Origin of the sequence: Pedobacter nyackensis, from assembly GCF_032678475.1 — a bacterium.
In the GTDB taxonomy this organism is placed as follows: Bacteria; Bacteroidota; Bacteroidia; order Sphingobacteriales; family Sphingobacteriaceae; genus Pedobacter; species Pedobacter nyackensis_A.
This window is the reverse complement of the sequence record NZ_JAVTSF010000004.1, coordinates 550262-567655: the sequence shown is the minus strand read 5'-3', so window position 1 is coordinate 567655 and position 17394 is coordinate 550262. Positions and strand designations below refer to the sequence as shown.

10 protein-coding genes are annotated in these 17394 nt (G+C 40.9%); all 10 read left to right on the top strand.

The annotated features are described in order from the left end of the window. The first annotated feature begins 110 nt into the window (after positions 1 to 110). The gene (locus R2Q84_RS16280) at positions 111 to 3635 is read left to right on the top strand and encodes a SusC/RagA family TonB-linked outer membrane protein (RefSeq protein ID WP_316817636.1); all 3525 of its coding nucleotides are present in this window, start codon (positions 111 to 113) and stop codon (positions 3633 to 3635) included. Positions 3636 to 3657: 22 nt separating this feature from the next. Further along, positions 3658 to 5139 (top strand): RagB/SusD family nutrient uptake outer membrane protein, encoded by a 1482-nt coding sequence (locus R2Q84_RS16275; protein ID WP_316817635.1) that lies wholly within the window; start codon positions 3658 to 3660, stop codon positions 5137 to 5139. Positions 5140 to 5207: 68 nt separating this feature from the next. Next, positions 5208 to 6296 (top strand): TlpA disulfide reductase family protein, encoded by a 1089-nt coding sequence (locus R2Q84_RS16270; protein ID WP_316817634.1) that lies wholly within the window; start codon positions 5208 to 5210, stop codon positions 6294 to 6296. 19 nt (positions 6297 to 6315) lie between these two features. Then, positions 6316 to 7593 carry a TlpA disulfide reductase family protein gene (locus R2Q84_RS16265; protein WP_316817633.1) on the top strand — a complete coding sequence of 426 codons (1278 nt, stop codon included), beginning with the start codon at positions 6316 to 6318 and terminating at the stop codon, positions 7591 to 7593. 9 nt (positions 7594 to 7602) lie between these two features. Then, the gene (locus tag R2Q84_RS16260) at positions 7603 to 8835 is read left to right on the top strand and encodes a TlpA disulfide reductase family protein (RefSeq protein WP_316817632.1); all 1233 of its coding nucleotides are present in this window, start codon (positions 7603 to 7605) and stop codon (positions 8833 to 8835) included. A gap of 10 nt (positions 8836 to 8845) precedes the next feature. Beyond that, positions 8846 to 10513: a trypsin-like peptidase domain-containing protein gene (locus R2Q84_RS16255; RefSeq protein WP_316817631.1), complete on the top strand. Its 1668-nt coding sequence runs from the start codon at positions 8846 to 8848 to the stop codon at positions 10511 to 10513. A gap of 5 nt (positions 10514 to 10518) precedes the next feature. Then, positions 10519 to 11769, top strand: coding sequence for a redoxin domain-containing protein (locus tag R2Q84_RS16250; RefSeq protein ID WP_316817630.1), 1251 nt, complete (start codon positions 10519 to 10521; stop codon positions 11767 to 11769). A gap of 193 nt (positions 11770 to 11962) precedes the next feature. Next, entirely contained in the window at positions 11963 to 12532 is a 570-nt protein-coding gene (locus R2Q84_RS16245) for an RNA polymerase sigma-70 factor (protein WP_316817629.1), read from the top strand. A 120-nt stretch (positions 12533 to 12652) separates the two neighbouring features. Beyond that, a complete protein-coding gene (locus R2Q84_RS16240; protein WP_316817628.1) occupies positions 12653 to 13837 on the top strand; it encodes a FecR family protein in 1185 nt (394 codons plus the stop codon). Positions 13838 to 14063: 226 nt separating this feature from the next. Continuing rightward, complete coding sequence (locus tag R2Q84_RS16235) at positions 14064 to 17321, top strand: TonB-dependent receptor (protein ID WP_316817627.1); 3258 nt, start codon at positions 14064 to 14066, stop codon at positions 17319 to 17321. Positions 17322 to 17394 lie beyond the last annotated feature (73 nt).

Genomic DNA, 17394 nt, shown 5'->3' with positions numbered 1-17394 from the left:
GTCCGTCGAAAGTCAAGGATTGCTGTAATAATCAAACTAAACAAATGTATAGAATTTCTAACAGATACCAGGGGGTATGTCCATCCCTTTGGTCTAAACTTATGCTGATTATGCGATTAACCACCGTAATATTAATAGCATCCATTTTGCAGGTCAGTGCAGCTACATACGGCCAGCAAATTACCATCAACCGAAAAAATGCTTCTTTGGAGTCGCTTTTGAAGGAGATCAGAACTCAAAGTAATTACGATTTCTTCTATGACGGGAAAATAATACCCAAGAACAAGTTGGTTGATGTAAGCTTGAAAAACGTAGACATCAATGAGGCGCTGAAAAAGGTACTTGCAGGTTCTGCACTTAGCTATACGATTGAGGGGAAAATTGTGACCATAAAAAAGCAAACTGCACCTACTTTGATAGACAAGATCATCTCGGTATTGGAACGTATAGACGTTCGGGGAAAGGTAGTTGATGAGAATGGAAATCCTCTTCCAGGAGCTTCAGTGTTTGTGGAAGATTCCAGTAACAGGACAACTACCAACGAGAAAGGCGAATTTTTTCTTCAAAATGTGAGTGATAATGCGAAAATACTTATAGGTTATGTTGGCTATCAACCGCTGGAGCTTGATGCAGCACGTGATCTGGGTACGATAAAGATGAAGCCTTCAACCGGGAGTCTTGAAGAAGTTGAGATCACGTTTAATACAGGATATGAGAAAATTGAGAGAGCACGTAGTGCCGGATCTTTTGCGAAGCCTGATATGAAGGTGGTAATGCAACGTTCAACCAGTACTAACATCCTTGATCGTCTGGAAGGATTGGTAGGCGGCTTTTCCAGCGGAAGGGCTCAGAGTGGTGGTCTTGCTATTCGCGGAACTACTACTACTGGTAGTGTTGATCCTACTCGCGTACAATATGTTTCTTCATCCCCATTGATTGTGGTAGACGGAATTGTAACCAGTTATGATGCTGAGGGAGGGGACATAGGTAATGCGATCAGTCGGATCAACCCACAGGATATTGAGGATGTTACTTTCCTGAAAGATGCTACTGCGGCTTCCATATGGGGTGCGAAAGCTGCGAATGGGGTAATCGTAATTACGACCAAACGCGGTAAGGCCGGTGATAAGCTAAATATTGTATACGATGGATATTATGCGTTTCAAGGTCGCTCCAACCGTAATTATTTACCCGTGCTCAACACCAGGGACTTTATCAGCACAGAAAGAGAAATATTCGCATTGGACGCGGCAGCAACTACCTATGGAAGCGAAACCATCGGTGGAATTCTCACACCTCATCGCCAGATCTTATGGGATCGCCAGCGAGGGTTACTCACTGAAGCTCAGTCCAATTTTAAATTAGACAGCTTGTCGGATTTAGACAACTGGGGGCAGCTCGATAACATTCTGATCAGGGATGCAGCTCAGTACAATCAGACAATTTCCATTTCAGGGGGAGGAAATGTCCATACTTTTTATGGTTCAATCAACCATGTTGGTACACGAAACAATACACCTGGAGACAAGAATAACCGATTCAAATTGAATTTGCGTAATGATTTCACTTTAGGAAAAAGATTTAAAGCCTATGTGAATGCAGACCTTACCAATGCACTGACTCGAAGTCTTGGTGCTGTGAGCACTGCCGTGCCCCGTTATCAACTTTATCAGGATGCTAATGGCAACCCGTTAACCGTCAATTATGCCGCTCCGTGGCCAATCAGTGTGAGCGCAGAACAATTGGCCGATTATCAAAGAAGAAGCCGGATCAATTTGCAGTTTAATCCGCTGTTGAACAGAGATACGGAATACGAAACGGGAAACAATTTTTCAGGTAGATTTGTGGGCGGTGGAACGATAGATATTTTGAAAGGCCTTAAATTTATCGGTACCTATGGATATAACATCACCAACAATACAGGCAGAACAGTTTTAGATGAATCTAATTTCATTGTCAGACGTGACGTCGCGAGATTCACTGTGGCGCCAACTGTAGCCGCAACTCCTGTATATTATCTGCCTCAGTTTGGTGGAAGACTTACTTCTGAAAATGATCAGGAGAGGGGCTGGACCATTCGAAATCAAATGTCTTATAACCTGGATTGGAAGCAAAGTCAGCTATCCATTATGGCCGGACAAGAGGCTACACATAGCCAGGGGTATAGCGCCAGCGCCATCTATTATGGTTGGGACGATCAATTGCAGATTTCACGCCCTGTAGATTTACAGCGCTTAGCGACAGGTATTAATGGTATAGGTGGTCGTGTAAATCTGGAGGGTAATAATGTAAGTGGAGGCGAGGGTGAAATTGTCAGAACTACCTCTTACTATGCTACCGCGGGCTATACTCATTCCGGAAAGTATACCTTGAATGCGAGCTGGAGAATAGACAAGAGTAATTTATTCGGCTTAGATAAATCCGCTCAAAACAGACCAGTGTACAGTTTTGGAACAAAATGGGCCCTGGGAAATGAAGATTTCATGAAGCCTGTAACCTGGTTGAACAGCTTAGATGTACGCTTGAGTTATGGTATCACCGGGAATGCTCCTAATCCTGGTATCAGCGCCAGTGCTGATATTTTTGATCCGGAAGCTAACCCAAACTATGTATCCGGTAGTGGACTTATTCTGGCAACACCTGCAAATAATAAATTGACCTGGGAACTGACTAAGGTGTATAATGGAGCGATAGATTTCTCAGTATTAAAAGGTAGGTTGTACGGATCTGTTGACGCCTATTTAAAAAATACCTCCGGCTTAATCGGAACGGTATTCACTGCTCCGTTGACAGGATATGACTCGGTTATCGGTAACTACGGTGATATGCAGAATAAGGGGATAGATTTGTCATTAAACTCGGTGAACCTGAGAACTGAAAATTTCCAATGGGGTACGCGTCTAAGCCTTGGATACAACAAAAATAAGCTCACTAAATTAAATAATACGCCACCAACAACGGGTGCTGATCTTGTGAGTGCGACTTTACTTGTTGACAGGCCCCTTTATTTACTGCATGCGTATAATTATGCAGGCCTGAATGCTAAAGGAGATCCTCAGGCAAGACGCGCTGACGGGTCTTTAACCTCGTTGCGCAACGAAACATTGCCTGAAGATATTTTGTATGTAGGCATTACCCAGGCACCATGGAATGGCGGGTTAAGCAATAATTTTCAATATAAAAGCTTCAATTTAGGGGTAAACATTGTGTATAGCTTCGGACATAAAATGCGTGATCCTCTAAATGGTTTACGCTCACCTCTTGAAAGGGTAGACAGTATCAATGCTGAATTTCTAAATCGATGGAAAGTAGCTGGAGATGAAAATAGAACAGATATTCCGAGATATGTAGCGTCGGAAGAGGAATCAGAGGAGCGGTTTACCGGATATTATACCAATGCAAATACCAGAATTCTGGATGCCTCTTATGCGAAAATCAGGGACATCACCTTAAGTTATGGTGTACCGGCAGCTTTTGCCCGTAAGCTAAATGTGCAAGGAATCAATTTCCGGGTTCAAATGAATGATTTATTGATCTGGACGGCCAATGACAAGTTTTATGATCCGGAAAATGGCTCAAGCAGATCACGTGCCGCTCAGGGGACTGTAACGCTTGGTGCAAATATCACTTTTTAAGGACTGTATAAATTGACAACATATGAAAATTTTAAAAAAATATATTCTTGGATCAGCACTTTCTTTATTACTGCTGTCACAAGTTGCATGTAAAAAGGAGTTTTTGGAGATCACGCCCAAAGGCAAACAGATTGCGGTAACAACGAAGGATTACGAACTGATACTTAATGCCAATTCTTTGTCAACAAGTTCCGCCGGGGCATTCATGGGAGACGATATAGCCGCATTGCGCCCATATTTTGCACAACTAACCATCCGAAAACAGCGTCTGTTTAAATATGAAAGCAGGGTCTATGAATCGGATCAACTGCCTGATGAGCTGAGTGGAGGAGAGACCTATATCAACAGGCTTTACCTTTTTAATAAGATTATCAATGAGGTAATGGAATCAAAAGGCGGAACAGATGCTCAAAAACGGGCTATCCTGGCCGAAGCACGTGCTGGAAGGGCGATCTGTAATTTTATGTTTTTAAGTGACTTTACAACGCCTTATATGGAGGCAACCGCAGCGACAGAATTGGGTATTCCTAACCTTATAGAGGCTGATGTAACATTGACTGAATTTAAGAGATTAACTAAACAGGAAAGTTATGATTTGATCATTAAGGATCTTAAAGAGGCCATGCCTGAATTGGGGCCTTTGGTTCACAGGCGTAAGATTTCCAAAATTGCTGCACAATTTTATCTCGCCCGTATATATTTTGCAATGCGGAAGTATGAGCTTGCTCATCCAATCCTGGATGAGGCGCTTCTCGAAAAATCGAAGTCAACTATTGATTTGGATCTGTACGATTATAACAAAGTATTGGACCCCGCTGATTCGGAGACCTGGTTTCCGCTGCTTTTTGGCTTAGTCTTGGCTAACCAACCTCTTCCAGCTGAGAATATCCAGCAGATTTATGACATTACCGTGTCCGTTGGTGATTTTACTGGTGGTGGCGCCAATGGGTTTGTACTATCACCTCAAACCATGAATTTGTTTGACCCCCTGGATAAGCGGCCAAACCTGTTTGACAATATGGAATGGCAAGGTGATTCAGAGTTTCCGCTAAAAATGAGACGCTCAATTGGCTTTTTTACATCAGTGGGGCCAAGTGTTTCAGATTTATATCTGATGCGTGCTGAATGCAGGGCACGCGCCAACAATCTGGCCGGAGCAGTTGCTGATGTTCAACTATTAAGAGAAAAGAGATCAGGTAATCCAAATGTACCGGGATCAGTTGCGAATAACCAAGAGGCATTGGTGAGGTATATTCTCGATGAACGTATCCGGGAATTTGCCTTTACAGGTTTGCGTTGGCTGGATATGCGCCGTTTGTATAACGAACCTGTTTATGGTAGTCATGTGAAAATGACACATGAAGTTCGCACTATGGCAGATACCAATAATGATGGCGTGGCTGGAGATATTTCGGAAACCCATACGCTGAAGCCTGAACGATTTGCCTTAAAATTCGGCGAACGCATGTTGAGAGAGAGTAAGGGACTCGAAGAAAATCAATAACGAAAAATCAAATTATGATGAGCGGATTGCTGCTCCGGTAGCAATCCGCTATTAAACAAGATGTATATATGAATAAATTACTTGCAATAGCATTTGCATTTCTGGCACCGGTAAGCTCAAATGCGCAAACGAAATATGCCATAAAAGGTGAAATTCCGGCAACACATAAAGCTACACACGCTGTGATGTCTTATCCACCGGATGATAAAGGTGGCGAATACAAAGCGGATACGTTAGCAATTCAGGGTGGGAAATTTGAGTTTAAGGCCACTATCGCAAGACCGCAACTGGCGGAACTGAATCTGATCATTCCCCGTCCTGCCGGAGAAACCGGTCGTAGAAACCAATCAGGCGAAGAAGGGAATAATATGAAGAATGTAGCGCTGTTTTATCTGGATGGAAATATCAATGTCACATTTGATACTGCCGGAATGGCTTCGTATGCCGGTGGCGGTAAGGACCAGAAAGCATGGGAGTTTTACGCTAATGAGGCAACGTCCAGGAGTAAAGCGGCAAGTGGAAATGATGGCGGAATGGAATTTTACGAAGTTTTGGTTTCGTATATGGTAAAATCTTATCCGGATAGCTACGTTAGTGTAGACCTGATGGATTTATTTACACAAAGCTCCATAAATCCGAAGCTTGTGGAGCCTATGTACAATACGCTCAGCAAACGAATGCAAAATACGGAAAAGGTATTGCGTTGGAAACCGAAATTGGATCAAGCAAAACTAGCGGTGTCTGGAACTCAATCCGCTCCTGAATTTACCCTAAACGATACGGAAGGAAAGGCAATATCACTGGCATCTTACAAAGGAGGCTATGTGCTTGTAGACTTTTGGGCCAGCTGGTGTGTACCCTGTCGCGCGGAGAACCCCAATGTACTGGCTGCTTACGAGAAATATAAAGACAAAAACTTTCAGGTACTGGGTGTTTCATTAGATGAGAAAAAAGAGGCCTGGTTAAAAGCTATTGCCGAGGACAAATTGCCTTGGAAACAAGTGTGTGATTTCAAAGCTTCTAAAAGTGAGGTTACCAAAATGTATAACGTTTCTTCTATTCCCGCGAATGTACTTGTTGATCCCCAGGGTAAGATCGTTGGTAAAGATTTAAGAGGAAAGGCTTTGCACGACACACTTGCCGAATTAATTAAATAAATCAATTATATCATAGATCATGAAGAAAATTATTCTGTTGTTATTGATTTCCAGCTCAGTCTGGGCACAGCAACCAAAAAATAAATACAGTATAAACGAATTTATCCTGATCCAGAAAGTGGAAGATCAGGAGAAAAAATACAATGAAGTAATCAAAGGGCCGGCTCAGAACCTGGCACCGACCGCTTTAAATGATTTTCGTGCCGAACTCGCATTGGCTTGGTTATTCAAAGGAAATGTAGCGCGATATCAATATTATAAATCTACCAGTCCTAAATTTTCATATCGGCAAGCGCTTTATTTAGGTTATGCCGTAGAGAAATTATTAGATGAAAAGAAAGACTATGCTAATGCAGAAAAAATTTCAAAAGCGCTTTTAGATGATTTGACTAAAGGTAAAATGGATGGCGATGCTGTCAGACCTTCGGTTTTGTTTGAAGTGAATGCGGCAGCTAATGCGAAGTTGGGAAATGTTGATGTAGCTAAGAAGATGATCGCGAAATCATCTGAGGATAAATCGAGCGAATCACGTCTGATTAAATATTTTAAGGACATGCAAGCTAACTATCTGAATCGCCAAGCTATGGTGATGTTGGCTGCCGGTGAGTATCAAAAGGCTTATGATGTGTTGGACAAGGCCTTTAAAGAAGCAGAATCCAATTCATATATGGTTGAGACATTTAAAGAAGCTTTCAAGAAGGTTAAAGGTACAGATCAGGGCTTTGATGCTTACCTTAAATCCCTCAAAGCCGAAGCTTATCAAAAATATTATAAGGAAGTAGAGACGCATTATGTTTCCGCTCCAAGCAAGACCATCACAGGAAAGTTCCCAGACCCTAGTGGTGGTTCTGAAATGATAACCTCTTTCGAGGCTAAAACGCCCCTTGAATCCGTGGCAATGAAAAATTTGGATGGAAAGACAGTTAATCTTGGAGACTATAAAGGAAAGATATTGGTCCTGGATTTTTGGACTACATTATGTACTCCTTGTGTAGCTGCTTTTGCTGGATTTGAAAAAGTTGTGTCGGATTATAAAAAAGATGATTTGCAATTATTTGTGGTGAATATATTTGAGGAGAACGCTGCTGTAAAGGCATTTGCTGCACAAAAACCTGTTACCCTAAGTGTATTACAGGATCAGGAAAATACAGCGTACAATGTAGCCGCTACACCTACTAAGATTATTTTTGATTCAATGGGCAATATTCGATTTTTCAGCTCAGGTTATGCCGGATCTACAGATAGAGAATATTATAAGCTAAAAGCCATGGTTGAGATTACCAAAGCACGCAGTTAATCAACGCATATGAAAAAGCTAATATTTTTATTGTTCATGGTTTCGGGCTCAGTCTATGCGCAGCAGAAATCACAACAGATTGCCAGGCAATTTAACGCTTTGGTTAAAGTAGAGGATGAAGAAAAGTTTTATAATGACCTGATCGAAAAAAGTCCTGTTGATCCTGCTAAACCAGATCAATATAGTGAGTACCGCGCACAGCTTGCCGTAGACTGGCTTATTAAGGGTAACATTGAAAAATATAAATTTTACAAGAATACCAATCCAAAATTTACAGCATTGCAGTTATTTGATTTGAGTAATCTGCTTGAGTATTGGGTTGATGATAATAAGCATATTGCTGTAGTGGAGCAAATTTCAAAGCAAATTTTAGATGAGATAGCAAGGAAAGTACACGATGATACATTTAGCAGAACCGGAATTTTGCTTGAAGTAAATGCATTGGCAAATGCCAGGTTAGGTAACATTGATATAGCCCTGAAAAACATCGAAAAGTCAGGCGTCAATGCAATGTTCAGAAATATGCCGTATTTCAGAAATTCTAAGGCGAACTACCTCACCCGTTATGGAGCAATACTTTCTGTAGCTGGTCAGCACCAAAGGGCATTGGATACGCTTTCTGCTGCAGTACGTACTGCCATCTCAACCCCAAAAACGGTAGTTATATTAAAAGAAGTCTATCAAAAAGCTAAAGGTAACAGTCCGGAGGTGGACAAGTATATCACTGCGTTACAAGAGGAGGCTTATCAGAAGATTGTAAAGGAAGTGGAAAAAGCATGGATTGCAGACACCAAACCTGCACCGGATATTACTTTATCGGACATGACGGGCAAGGCCGTTAAGTTGTCTGATTACAAAGGTAAAATCGTTGTTATAGATTTTTGGAGTACAGCTTGTAAACCTTGTGTCGCGGCATTTCCGGCATTTGAACGCGCTGTTGATTTTTATAAAAATGAATCCTTCCAGTTATTTGTGATTAATGAAGGGGAAAGTCCGGATATCGTAAAGCCTTATATGGATAAGAAAGGCTATAAACTAACTGTATTATTCGATAATGATGAAGCCATTTTTAAAGCATTAGGGGCTTTAGGAACACCTCAGAAATTTATCATTGATGCGAACGGAAATATCAATCAAACGGGAATTGGCTACGCAGGGTCAGACGATAAGGAGTTTTATAAGCTCAAAGCTATGATAGAGCTGACTAAGGCACGGTCGTCAGTTAAATCAGTAAATAATTAATTGAATTAAAATGAAGTATTTAAAGCTGAGTTTACTCGGACTGTTTTGTCTTGCCTTAATAAATGGGTACAGCCAGCGTAAGCCAGAGGCTAAAAGGATTGAAAAACTAATTGCCAATTGCGTGGAAAAGGCGATGACAAGTAGTGTTTATATTATAGAATGGGATACCCTAAAGAATAAGGTGCAGGATGGAGTGGATGAAGCAAATGGCTTTACAGGAGTGGTGGTTTCCGCAGAAGGTCATATTCTTACAGTGTCTCATGCTGCAATGCCTAACCAGGTATATATGGTTTCTTTTCCAGACGGGAGTAAACGCGTAGCGGTAGGATTGGGAAGGATCGGACTGCAGGATAAGGAAAAAGATTATGATATGGCAATGCTGAAAATCCTAAAGCCGGGAAAATGGCCTTTTGCAAAAATGGCGCCGAGCACTGAACTGAAATTGAATCAGCCGGTAATCAGCATTTCTTATCCCGGTGCTTTTTTCAAAGCGATGCCAAATGTAAGATATGGTAGAATATCTGATATAGATTTAAGCGATGGTTTTATCGAATCATCGGCTAAGATGGAACCAGGTGACTCGGGAGGCCCTTTGTTTGACGAACATGGTAGAGTTGTAGGAATTCATAGCTGGATCAAGGAAAATGAAGCCCAGAATTATGATGTTCCTGTTGATCATTTTCTGAAGTACTGGACGGCGCTAAATGTCGCAAAAGATTACGCGGCATTTCCTGAAGCAGATGCTTTGCCTGCAACGGTAACTTCAGTATCTATGGAAACCGTTCCTGCGCTGGAGAAGGTTGCAGAAATTTCCCCTATGCAAAGTAAAAGTGTGCTGAGACTAACAAGTAGTAGAGGAGAACAACAGGTGTCTATTCTGGGAACTTTGATTAATTATGGCAATGCCGGCTACATTGTCAGTAAAAGTTCTATGGTATTCAATAATGCCTTGCTCAAAATTGGTGACAAAACTCTACCCGTTCAGGTCGTTAAAAGAGATAGGGAAAATGATCTCGTATTATTAAGCGTTGCCGGGAGGTTGGAGAATGGAATCAGGATCAAAGCTGATGCTAAAAATCCGACACTTGAAATTAAAGATTTGGGAAAGATTCTGGTTACGGCATTATCAAAGGATGCTACCAGTGTAGGAATACTTAGTGCCACTTATACCGATATGCCATTGACATCTGGTATGGGATACTTAGGTGCAGCTGCCCGGTATGCGGATGGGAAAATCACGTTGAATAGAATTGATAGGGGAAGCGCAGTAGCATCTTATCTTAAGCCAAAAGATCAGGTGACCAAAGTCAATGGAGTTGCGGTGCATACGGCGGCAGACTATGACCAGGAATTTGCAAAGTATATAGCGGGCGATTCCATCACCATAGACATTACCAGGGAAGGAAGTCCGATGCAGTTTAATGTATACCTGGAAGGACAACCGACTGTGCGGCACGTATCTTTCGAATATCCCGGTGGACGTAGTGCCCGGTCTGACGGTTTTAAAAATGTGCTGATTCATGATGTTGCTATCAAAGCAGATGAATGTGGAAGCCCGGTATTCAATAATGCAGGGGATTTTTATGGAATTAACATTGCCAGGAGAAGCAGAACATCGAGCATTATTATGCCCATAGCAGCACTTGCAGAATTTATAAAGAACAACACTAAAAAATAAAGAAAATGAAAAGACTAATTTTAGCCATTTTGATGCTAAGTTCATTAAGCATTATGGCACAACAGAAAAAGGCTGTTAAAAAAAATCCTAACAGTCAGGAGGCAAGAATGCAACGGATGACCTCCTTTCTAAAAATAAGTGGAAGTGAGCATATTGAAGCTCACCTTCAATCCATGATTAAAGCTAATCCGAATATTAATTTAGATATGGAAAAAAGTTTGGTTTCGAGTTCATACGCTGAAGATCCAAACTCAGCTAAAGTGCTTCAATACGTCAATTCAATGAAAGATCCTGTATTTAGGTTAAGGGCCTTAACAATGGCAGTTGAGCTTATGGCTCCAATAGATAACGCAAAAGCCTTAGAACTTGCAGCAGGAAAATTAGAAGAAGCCAAAAAAATGAAAGGTCAGACTGCTTTAAGTCAGCCATTAAAGGTAGACCCTAAAGCTGCTTACGACGACTTTATAAATTTGTATGGTAAACTCCTTTTCAAGGCCGGGAAAAATGATGAGGCCTATCAATATACATCTGAGGCTTATCATAACATTAAAAACAGGGACGGGGAGCTTACTGAAAATTACGCCTTTCTTTCCAGTCTGCAAGGTAAATATGAGGAAGCTCTACCTGTTTTAGCAAAAGCGGTAGAGAATGGCAAGTTTGAGCAAAGATATATTGAACAGGTAAGAAAGGGTTACGCCAAATTAAATCCAGACAAGGATATTGACACCTATATTGCCGGGTTGAAAAGCATTTTCATTGAGAAGATCAAAGACCGTGTTGTTAAACTGATAATCAACGAGGCTGCGCCGAATTTTACGGTAACAGATGTAAATGGGAAAAAAGTTTCTCTGACAGATTTTAAAGGTAAAACAATTGTATTGGATTTTTGGGCTACCTGGTGCATGCCTTGTGTTGCATCGTTCCCAGCTATGCAAATGGCCGCAAACCGATATGCCAATGATCCGAATGTTAAATTTCTATTTATTCACACCTGGGAGAATGTGGCAGATCCTCTGACTGATGCCAAAAATTTTCTGAGCAAACGTGAGTATAATTTTGATTTATATATGGACACTATAGATCCTGCTACTAAACTACCTCCAGCCGCTACGCTATTTAAGGTGAAAGGAATCCCCGCTAAATTTATCATTGACGGTAATGGAAGAGTGCGGTTTAGTTTAGAGGGCTTTGAGGGTAAAGACGAAGCTGTAGCAGAAGAAGTTGTGCAGATGGTAGAGATGGCGCGTAAGGGTTAGAGATAATCAATGAGCACTGAAAGCCTTAGAGAAATCTAAGGCTTTTTTTTCATTGCAACCTGTCGGAAAGAGAGCTAGCCTTCTAATCCCTTTTAGAAGAAAAGGGAAAAAAACTTATTACATTTGGGTACTGTCGAATAACTTGTATATTCTTGTAAAAATTTTGTTAGATTTAAAGGGATAACTCAAATTAATGGCTACATACCGTACCTATTCAGATCAGGAACTTGCTGCTTTACTAAAGCAGGGAGATAGGTATGCCTATACAGAAATTTATGAGAGATATAGGTCTTTACTTTATCGTCATGCCTATAAAAAGCTTGGTGATACTAGTGAAGCAGGAGATGTTATCCAGGATGTTTTTTTAATGCTTTGGAACAATAAAGGAAATTTAGATCACGCTGCAAACCTCTCTGGCTATTTGTATGTCGCCATGCGGAATAGAATTTTAAATCTTTTTGCACAGAAAAATGTCAGGACTCTTTATGAGGATTCTGTACAGGAATTCTCGTTGAAATATGAAGTCATGACAGACCATTTGGTGAGGGAGCATGAAATGGCCGAATTGATAGCTCGGGAAATCAATGAACTTCCTGATAAAATGCGGGAGATATTTACGCTTAGCAGGTATCAATACCTAAGAAATAAAGAGATTGCTGATCTGCTTGGCATATCAGAACATACAGTGGCCACTCAGTTAAAACGCGCCTTAAGACAGCTAAGGATTCGTTTAGGGGTAATGGTTTGTTTGTTTTTTTTATAGCATAGGATTGCTTTTTTTATCTCTAAAAAAAATATTCTAAAATAATTTCAATACGTTGTACCCGATTACTGTTTGTAAACTGTATTGGTATTAAGAAGAAAATCAAGTCTTCCGATACTTATGCAAAAAGAAGAAGTAAAAGCAGTTTGGGAAAGATATAGAGAGGGGAGGGCGAACGCTGAAGATTTGGCTTTGCTTGAAAGCTGGTATCTTACCTATGAACATATAGGCGCCGAGGAGCTGACTGAGGAAAAAATTACAGAAGGTCTTCAGGCTGTAGAACAAAATTTACCCCTGGTACGCAAAACTACCAGGCTGTGGATACGAAGTACTGCAGTTGCAGCATCAGTAGCGATGGTTGTTTTTGGAATTTGGTTTTTTACCTCACCTTATTTTAAAGGAAATAAGATGGAGAAAGCCCCCATGAACTACGCAAAAGATATAGCACCTGGAAAAAATGGTGCAGTATTAACACTGGCAAACGGAAGGGTCATTCAGCTGAGTCCTGCAAAAAGCGGAGTAATGATAAGCGATGATAGGCTGACTTACGTTGATGGAACTGTTTTAGGAGAGCGATTGGATCCCGCGGGAACGCAAGATGACTACAAAGAGACGGATGATATAATCGCCAGCACCGCCATTGGCCAAACTTATATGTTTACATTGTCAGATGGAACTAAGGTATGGTTGAATGCCGCGAGTAAACTGCAAATTCCCATTGATTTCTCTACTGCGGATACCAGGGTGGTTCATCTGGAAGGTGAAGCTTACTTTGAAGTTGCTAAAAGTAGTAGGTTAAAGAAAGTAACAAAAGGTAAGTCAAAAACAGAACGTATACCTTTTATAGTGTCTAGCAGAGGACAAAAAGTAGAGGTTTTGGGCACACATTTTAACGTGAATGCTTATGCTGACGAAGCTGCTATAAAGACGACATTATTGGAAGGTGCGGTGCAGGTGATTCCGGTAGGTTATACCGAAGATTCAAAATTCACTGTACTAAAACCCAATCAGCAATCCATTTTAACTAAGGCTCATCAAATCATGGTAAATGAAGTTAATGCGGAAAGTGCAGTAGCCTGGAAAAATGGTTTTTTTGATTTTAATGACACGCCAATAAAGGAGGCAATGGCACAAATTGCGAGATGGTATGATGTAGAGGTAAGTTATACAGGTGATTTATCGGAAATATATTTCAAAGGCCGGTTATCACGAAACTACACGCTTTCTCAAATGCTTAAAGTACTCGGTTCTACCGGAAGTTTTAAATTTAAAGTCGAAGGAAGGAGGATAAAGGTTATGACATAAATCTACCTTAATCCAATTAAAACCGGGAGTGTTCTAGCACTCCCAGTTTATAATATTTGGATAAACTCAATAAATATTGCAACGAAACAAACATTAACTGAACAATGAAAATGTACAGCCAAATGGCTGTGTCTATTCATTTTAATCCAAACTAACCAAATGTATGAAATTTTATGAGTATAATTTAAACCGCCTGAGCGGTTTAAATAAAAATATAATACGAGCTATGAAGCTAACCGCTATGTTCCTGGTAGTTATCATTTTCCAGGCAAGTGCATCAACCCTCGCACAAAGCATCAGTCTGACTGAAAAAAACAGTCCACTTGAAAAGGTCTTGGAAAACGTAAGAAAACAATCAGGTTTTGAACTTTTCTATATTTCAAAGGATATGAAAAAGGCGTCTCCGGTCACTGTAAACCTTAAGGATGTCCCTTTAAATGATGCATTGACGGCAATATTTAAGAACCAGCCGCTTTATTTTACGATAGAGTTAAAGAACATCATTATTAAACAGCGGGCTAACCCTTTACCTTCAGGACTTGTAGTCAGCACCGCTAATATTAATGTTCAAGGAAGAGTAATAGATGACGCCGGTCTTGCCATACCGGGTGTTAGTGTTAAAGTAAAAGGTACAGCAAGAGCTACAACGACAGATGAGGATGGACGTTTTAGTCTGCGCGACATCAGTGAAAACGCTATACTGCTTATTTCTTCCGTTGGTTATATAGCCCAGGAAGTTTCTGTGGGCGCAAAAACAGAGCTCATCGTTACACTTGTATCAGACGTGGGGAGTTTAAATGAGGTTGTGGTTACAGCATTAGGCAACAGCCAGAAGAAAATATCAGTTGTCGGGGCCATTGCGAGTATTACAACCAAAGAACTAAAACAAAGCCCGGTTGCGAACTTAACCAATGCACTGGCCGGACGTTTACCCGGTTTAATTACCACACAAACTTCAAACGCTCCAGGAGACGGGGCCAATTTATACATCCGTGGTCTTGCTACATTGGGATCGTCTACGGCTCCTTTATTTGTGGTAGATGGTTTGCCCAGATCTACAAATGATTTCGCACAGCTGGATCCGAATGAAATTGAATCATTGACCATTTTGAAGGATGCCAATTCTACATCTCTGTATGGCATTCAGGGAGCCAATGGTGTGGTCGTAGTAACTACCAGAAGGGGTAAGTTAAATCAAAAACCAGAAATAAATGTTACAGGCCAGTATGCCTCGGTAGCACCTATCCGGTTACCTCAGATGATGGATACTTACAACAGTGCCTTATTTGATAATGAGGCCCAGCAAACTGAGATCTGGACACAAAAAGATCTGGACATTATCAGAGCCGGTACCGATCCTTACACATATCCCAATATGAACTGGTTTGATTATCTCCTGAAATCATCGACTCCACAGCAGCAATACAATGTTAATTTCACGGGAGGTTCTACATTCGCGAAATACTTTGTTTCGGGAAGTATGACCAATCAAAGTGCACTTTTTAAATATGAAGACCAGAATGCTTATGGAGTAAAGAGTGGCTTTAATCGTTACAACTTTCGCTCAAATATTGATTTGCAAGTCACAAAAATGCTGGAGCTTTCGGTAGATGTTGCCGGAAGGCTGGAACAGAGAGATGGCCCGGGAGCTGGTTACGGTGCGATTTTTTCAGCGTTAAATTCTATTTTACCTAATGTTACCGCTCCTTTTAATCCAAATGGGTCAATTGCGCATGGGGGTAAAGTATTTTGGGCATCCGACAAACATAATCCGCTTGCGGCACTTACACAGTCAGGATATTACAGCGATTATACCAATGTACTTAACGGTGCATTTACCGCGAGACATAACCTGGATATTCTGACTAAGGGATTAAGCGCGCAGGCAACTTTCACTTTTCAGAATGACAATAATAAATTTACTCAAAGAACCCAGAATTATGACAGTTTCTGGTATAAAGGACTGGATGCAGAGAATAAACCCATATATCAGCAGATCCGTACCAAGACATCTCTGGCTACGTCAGGTTCGAGCAGGATCACAAGAAGTAATTATATAGATTTCAGGGTTAATTACAATAGAAGTTTCGGAAAGCATGACGTTTCAGCACAGTTATTGGCAAACCGTACTTTATCTATTATAAACGACGATCTGCCATACGCTTATCAGGGATTGAGTAGCAGGATTACTTATGGCTATGGTGACCGGTACTTTACGGAAATTACCCTCGGCTATAATGGTTCAGAGAACTTTCCGGCAGGAAAACGATATGGCTTTTTTCCTGCATTTGGTGCAGGATGGGTAGTTACAAACGAATCGTTTTTGCCAAAAAATGATATGCTATCTTACCTGAAGGTCCGTGGTTCTTACGGGTTGTCGGGAAATGATAAGGTTGGAGGTAACAGGTGGCTGTTCATTTCAGACTTTGCACCGACAGGCGGTTATAGCTTTGGTGTATCTCCAGCAGGGCAGGGTGGCTATTCTGAAAACAGGGTCGGAAATCCTAATGTAACCTGGGAGCAGGCAAAGAAAGCTAACTTAGGTGTAGACGCCTATTTATTTAAGGATTTTGCGAAAATTACGTTCGATATTTTTCGTGAAAACAGGAGCAACATTCTGTTAAATGCAGGAACTGTTCCTGATTATATTGGAGTAAGTGGCCTGGCACCCAGAAATACAGGAGAAGTATTGAATAGAGGTTTCGAAACGGAATTACTGCTTACAAAAAAGTTTGGAGGCTTTACGATCTCTTCAACTATGCAGCTTACTTATGCAAGAAATAAAATTATTAACAATGATCAGCCCACCCCGGCATACCCTTATCAGGATTTGAAAGGCTATGAAGTTGGTTATCAGCTGGCCTATAAATCGATCGGAATTTTCAATTCACAGGAGGAAATTAATAATAGTCCGGTGCAACGTTTTTCTACAACAATGCCCGGCGACATCAAATATCTGGATGTCAACAAGGATGGAGTAATTGATGCTGCCGACAGGGTTCCTGTTCAGATCCAAAATGTTCCCAGGTATGTATGGGGAGCCTCTCTTCGTCTGGCTTACAAGGGATTTGATTTTAGTTTTTTGCTGAACGGCGCACTTGGAAGTACAACCTTTATGGGAAGCAGCAATCCTGATTTTGTTTTACGGGGAAGGAGTGTCTGGGAGCAGAGATGGACACCGACAAATACTGAAAACCCTCTGTTACCTAACGGAAGGCGGACATCAAACAACTACCAGACTTCCAGCTTTTGGATCATGGGGACAAATTATACAAAGTTAAGGAATGCAGAAATCGGGTATGAACTTCCGAAAAGATGGATAAGTAAAATTAAACTTAACTACTTAAGGTTATTTGTTAACGGACAGAACCTGCATGTTTGGGATAACATGTGGATTCAGGAACAAGACCCTGAATCATCACAGGGACAGACAGCATATCCTGCATCGAGAACCATCAATGCAGGTCTATCAATCAGGTTATAACGATTTAAATGAAATTTATAATGAAAACATTTTATATAAAAACATGTACTGTTTTATTTATTGTGTGCTTGGC

Excerpts from the sequence above, each read along its gene's own strand:
- R2Q84_RS16245 (WP_316817629.1), top strand. The coding sequence starts at position 11,963 with ATGGCTACATACCGTACCTATTCAGATCAGGAACTTGCTGCTTTACTA.
- R2Q84_RS16235 (WP_316817627.1), top strand. The coding sequence starts at position 14,064 with ATGAAGCTAACCGCTATGTTCCTGGTAGTTATCATTTTCCAGGCAAGT.
- R2Q84_RS16260 (WP_316817632.1), top strand. The coding sequence starts at position 7,603 with ATGAAAAAGCTAATATTTTTATTGTTCATGGTTTCGGGCTCAGTCTAT.
- R2Q84_RS16255 (WP_316817631.1), top strand. The coding sequence starts at position 8,846 with ATGAAGTATTTAAAGCTGAGTTTACTCGGACTGTTTTGTCTTGCCTTA.
- R2Q84_RS16270 (WP_316817634.1), top strand. The coding sequence starts at position 5,208 with ATGAATAAATTACTTGCAATAGCATTTGCATTTCTGGCACCGGTAAGC.
- R2Q84_RS16265 (WP_316817633.1), top strand. The coding sequence starts at position 6,316 with ATGAAGAAAATTATTCTGTTGTTATTGATTTCCAGCTCAGTCTGGGCA.
- R2Q84_RS16250 (WP_316817630.1), top strand. The coding sequence starts at position 10,519 with ATGAAAAGACTAATTTTAGCCATTTTGATGCTAAGTTCATTAAGCATT.
- R2Q84_RS16280 (WP_316817636.1), top strand. The coding sequence starts at position 111 with ATGCGATTAACCACCGTAATATTAATAGCATCCATTTTGCAGGTCAGT.
- R2Q84_RS16275 (WP_316817635.1), top strand. The coding sequence starts at position 3,658 with ATGAAAATTTTAAAAAAATATATTCTTGGATCAGCACTTTCTTTATTA.
- R2Q84_RS16240 (WP_316817628.1), top strand. The coding sequence starts at position 12,653 with ATGCAAAAAGAAGAAGTAAAAGCAGTTTGGGAAAGATATAGAGAGGGG.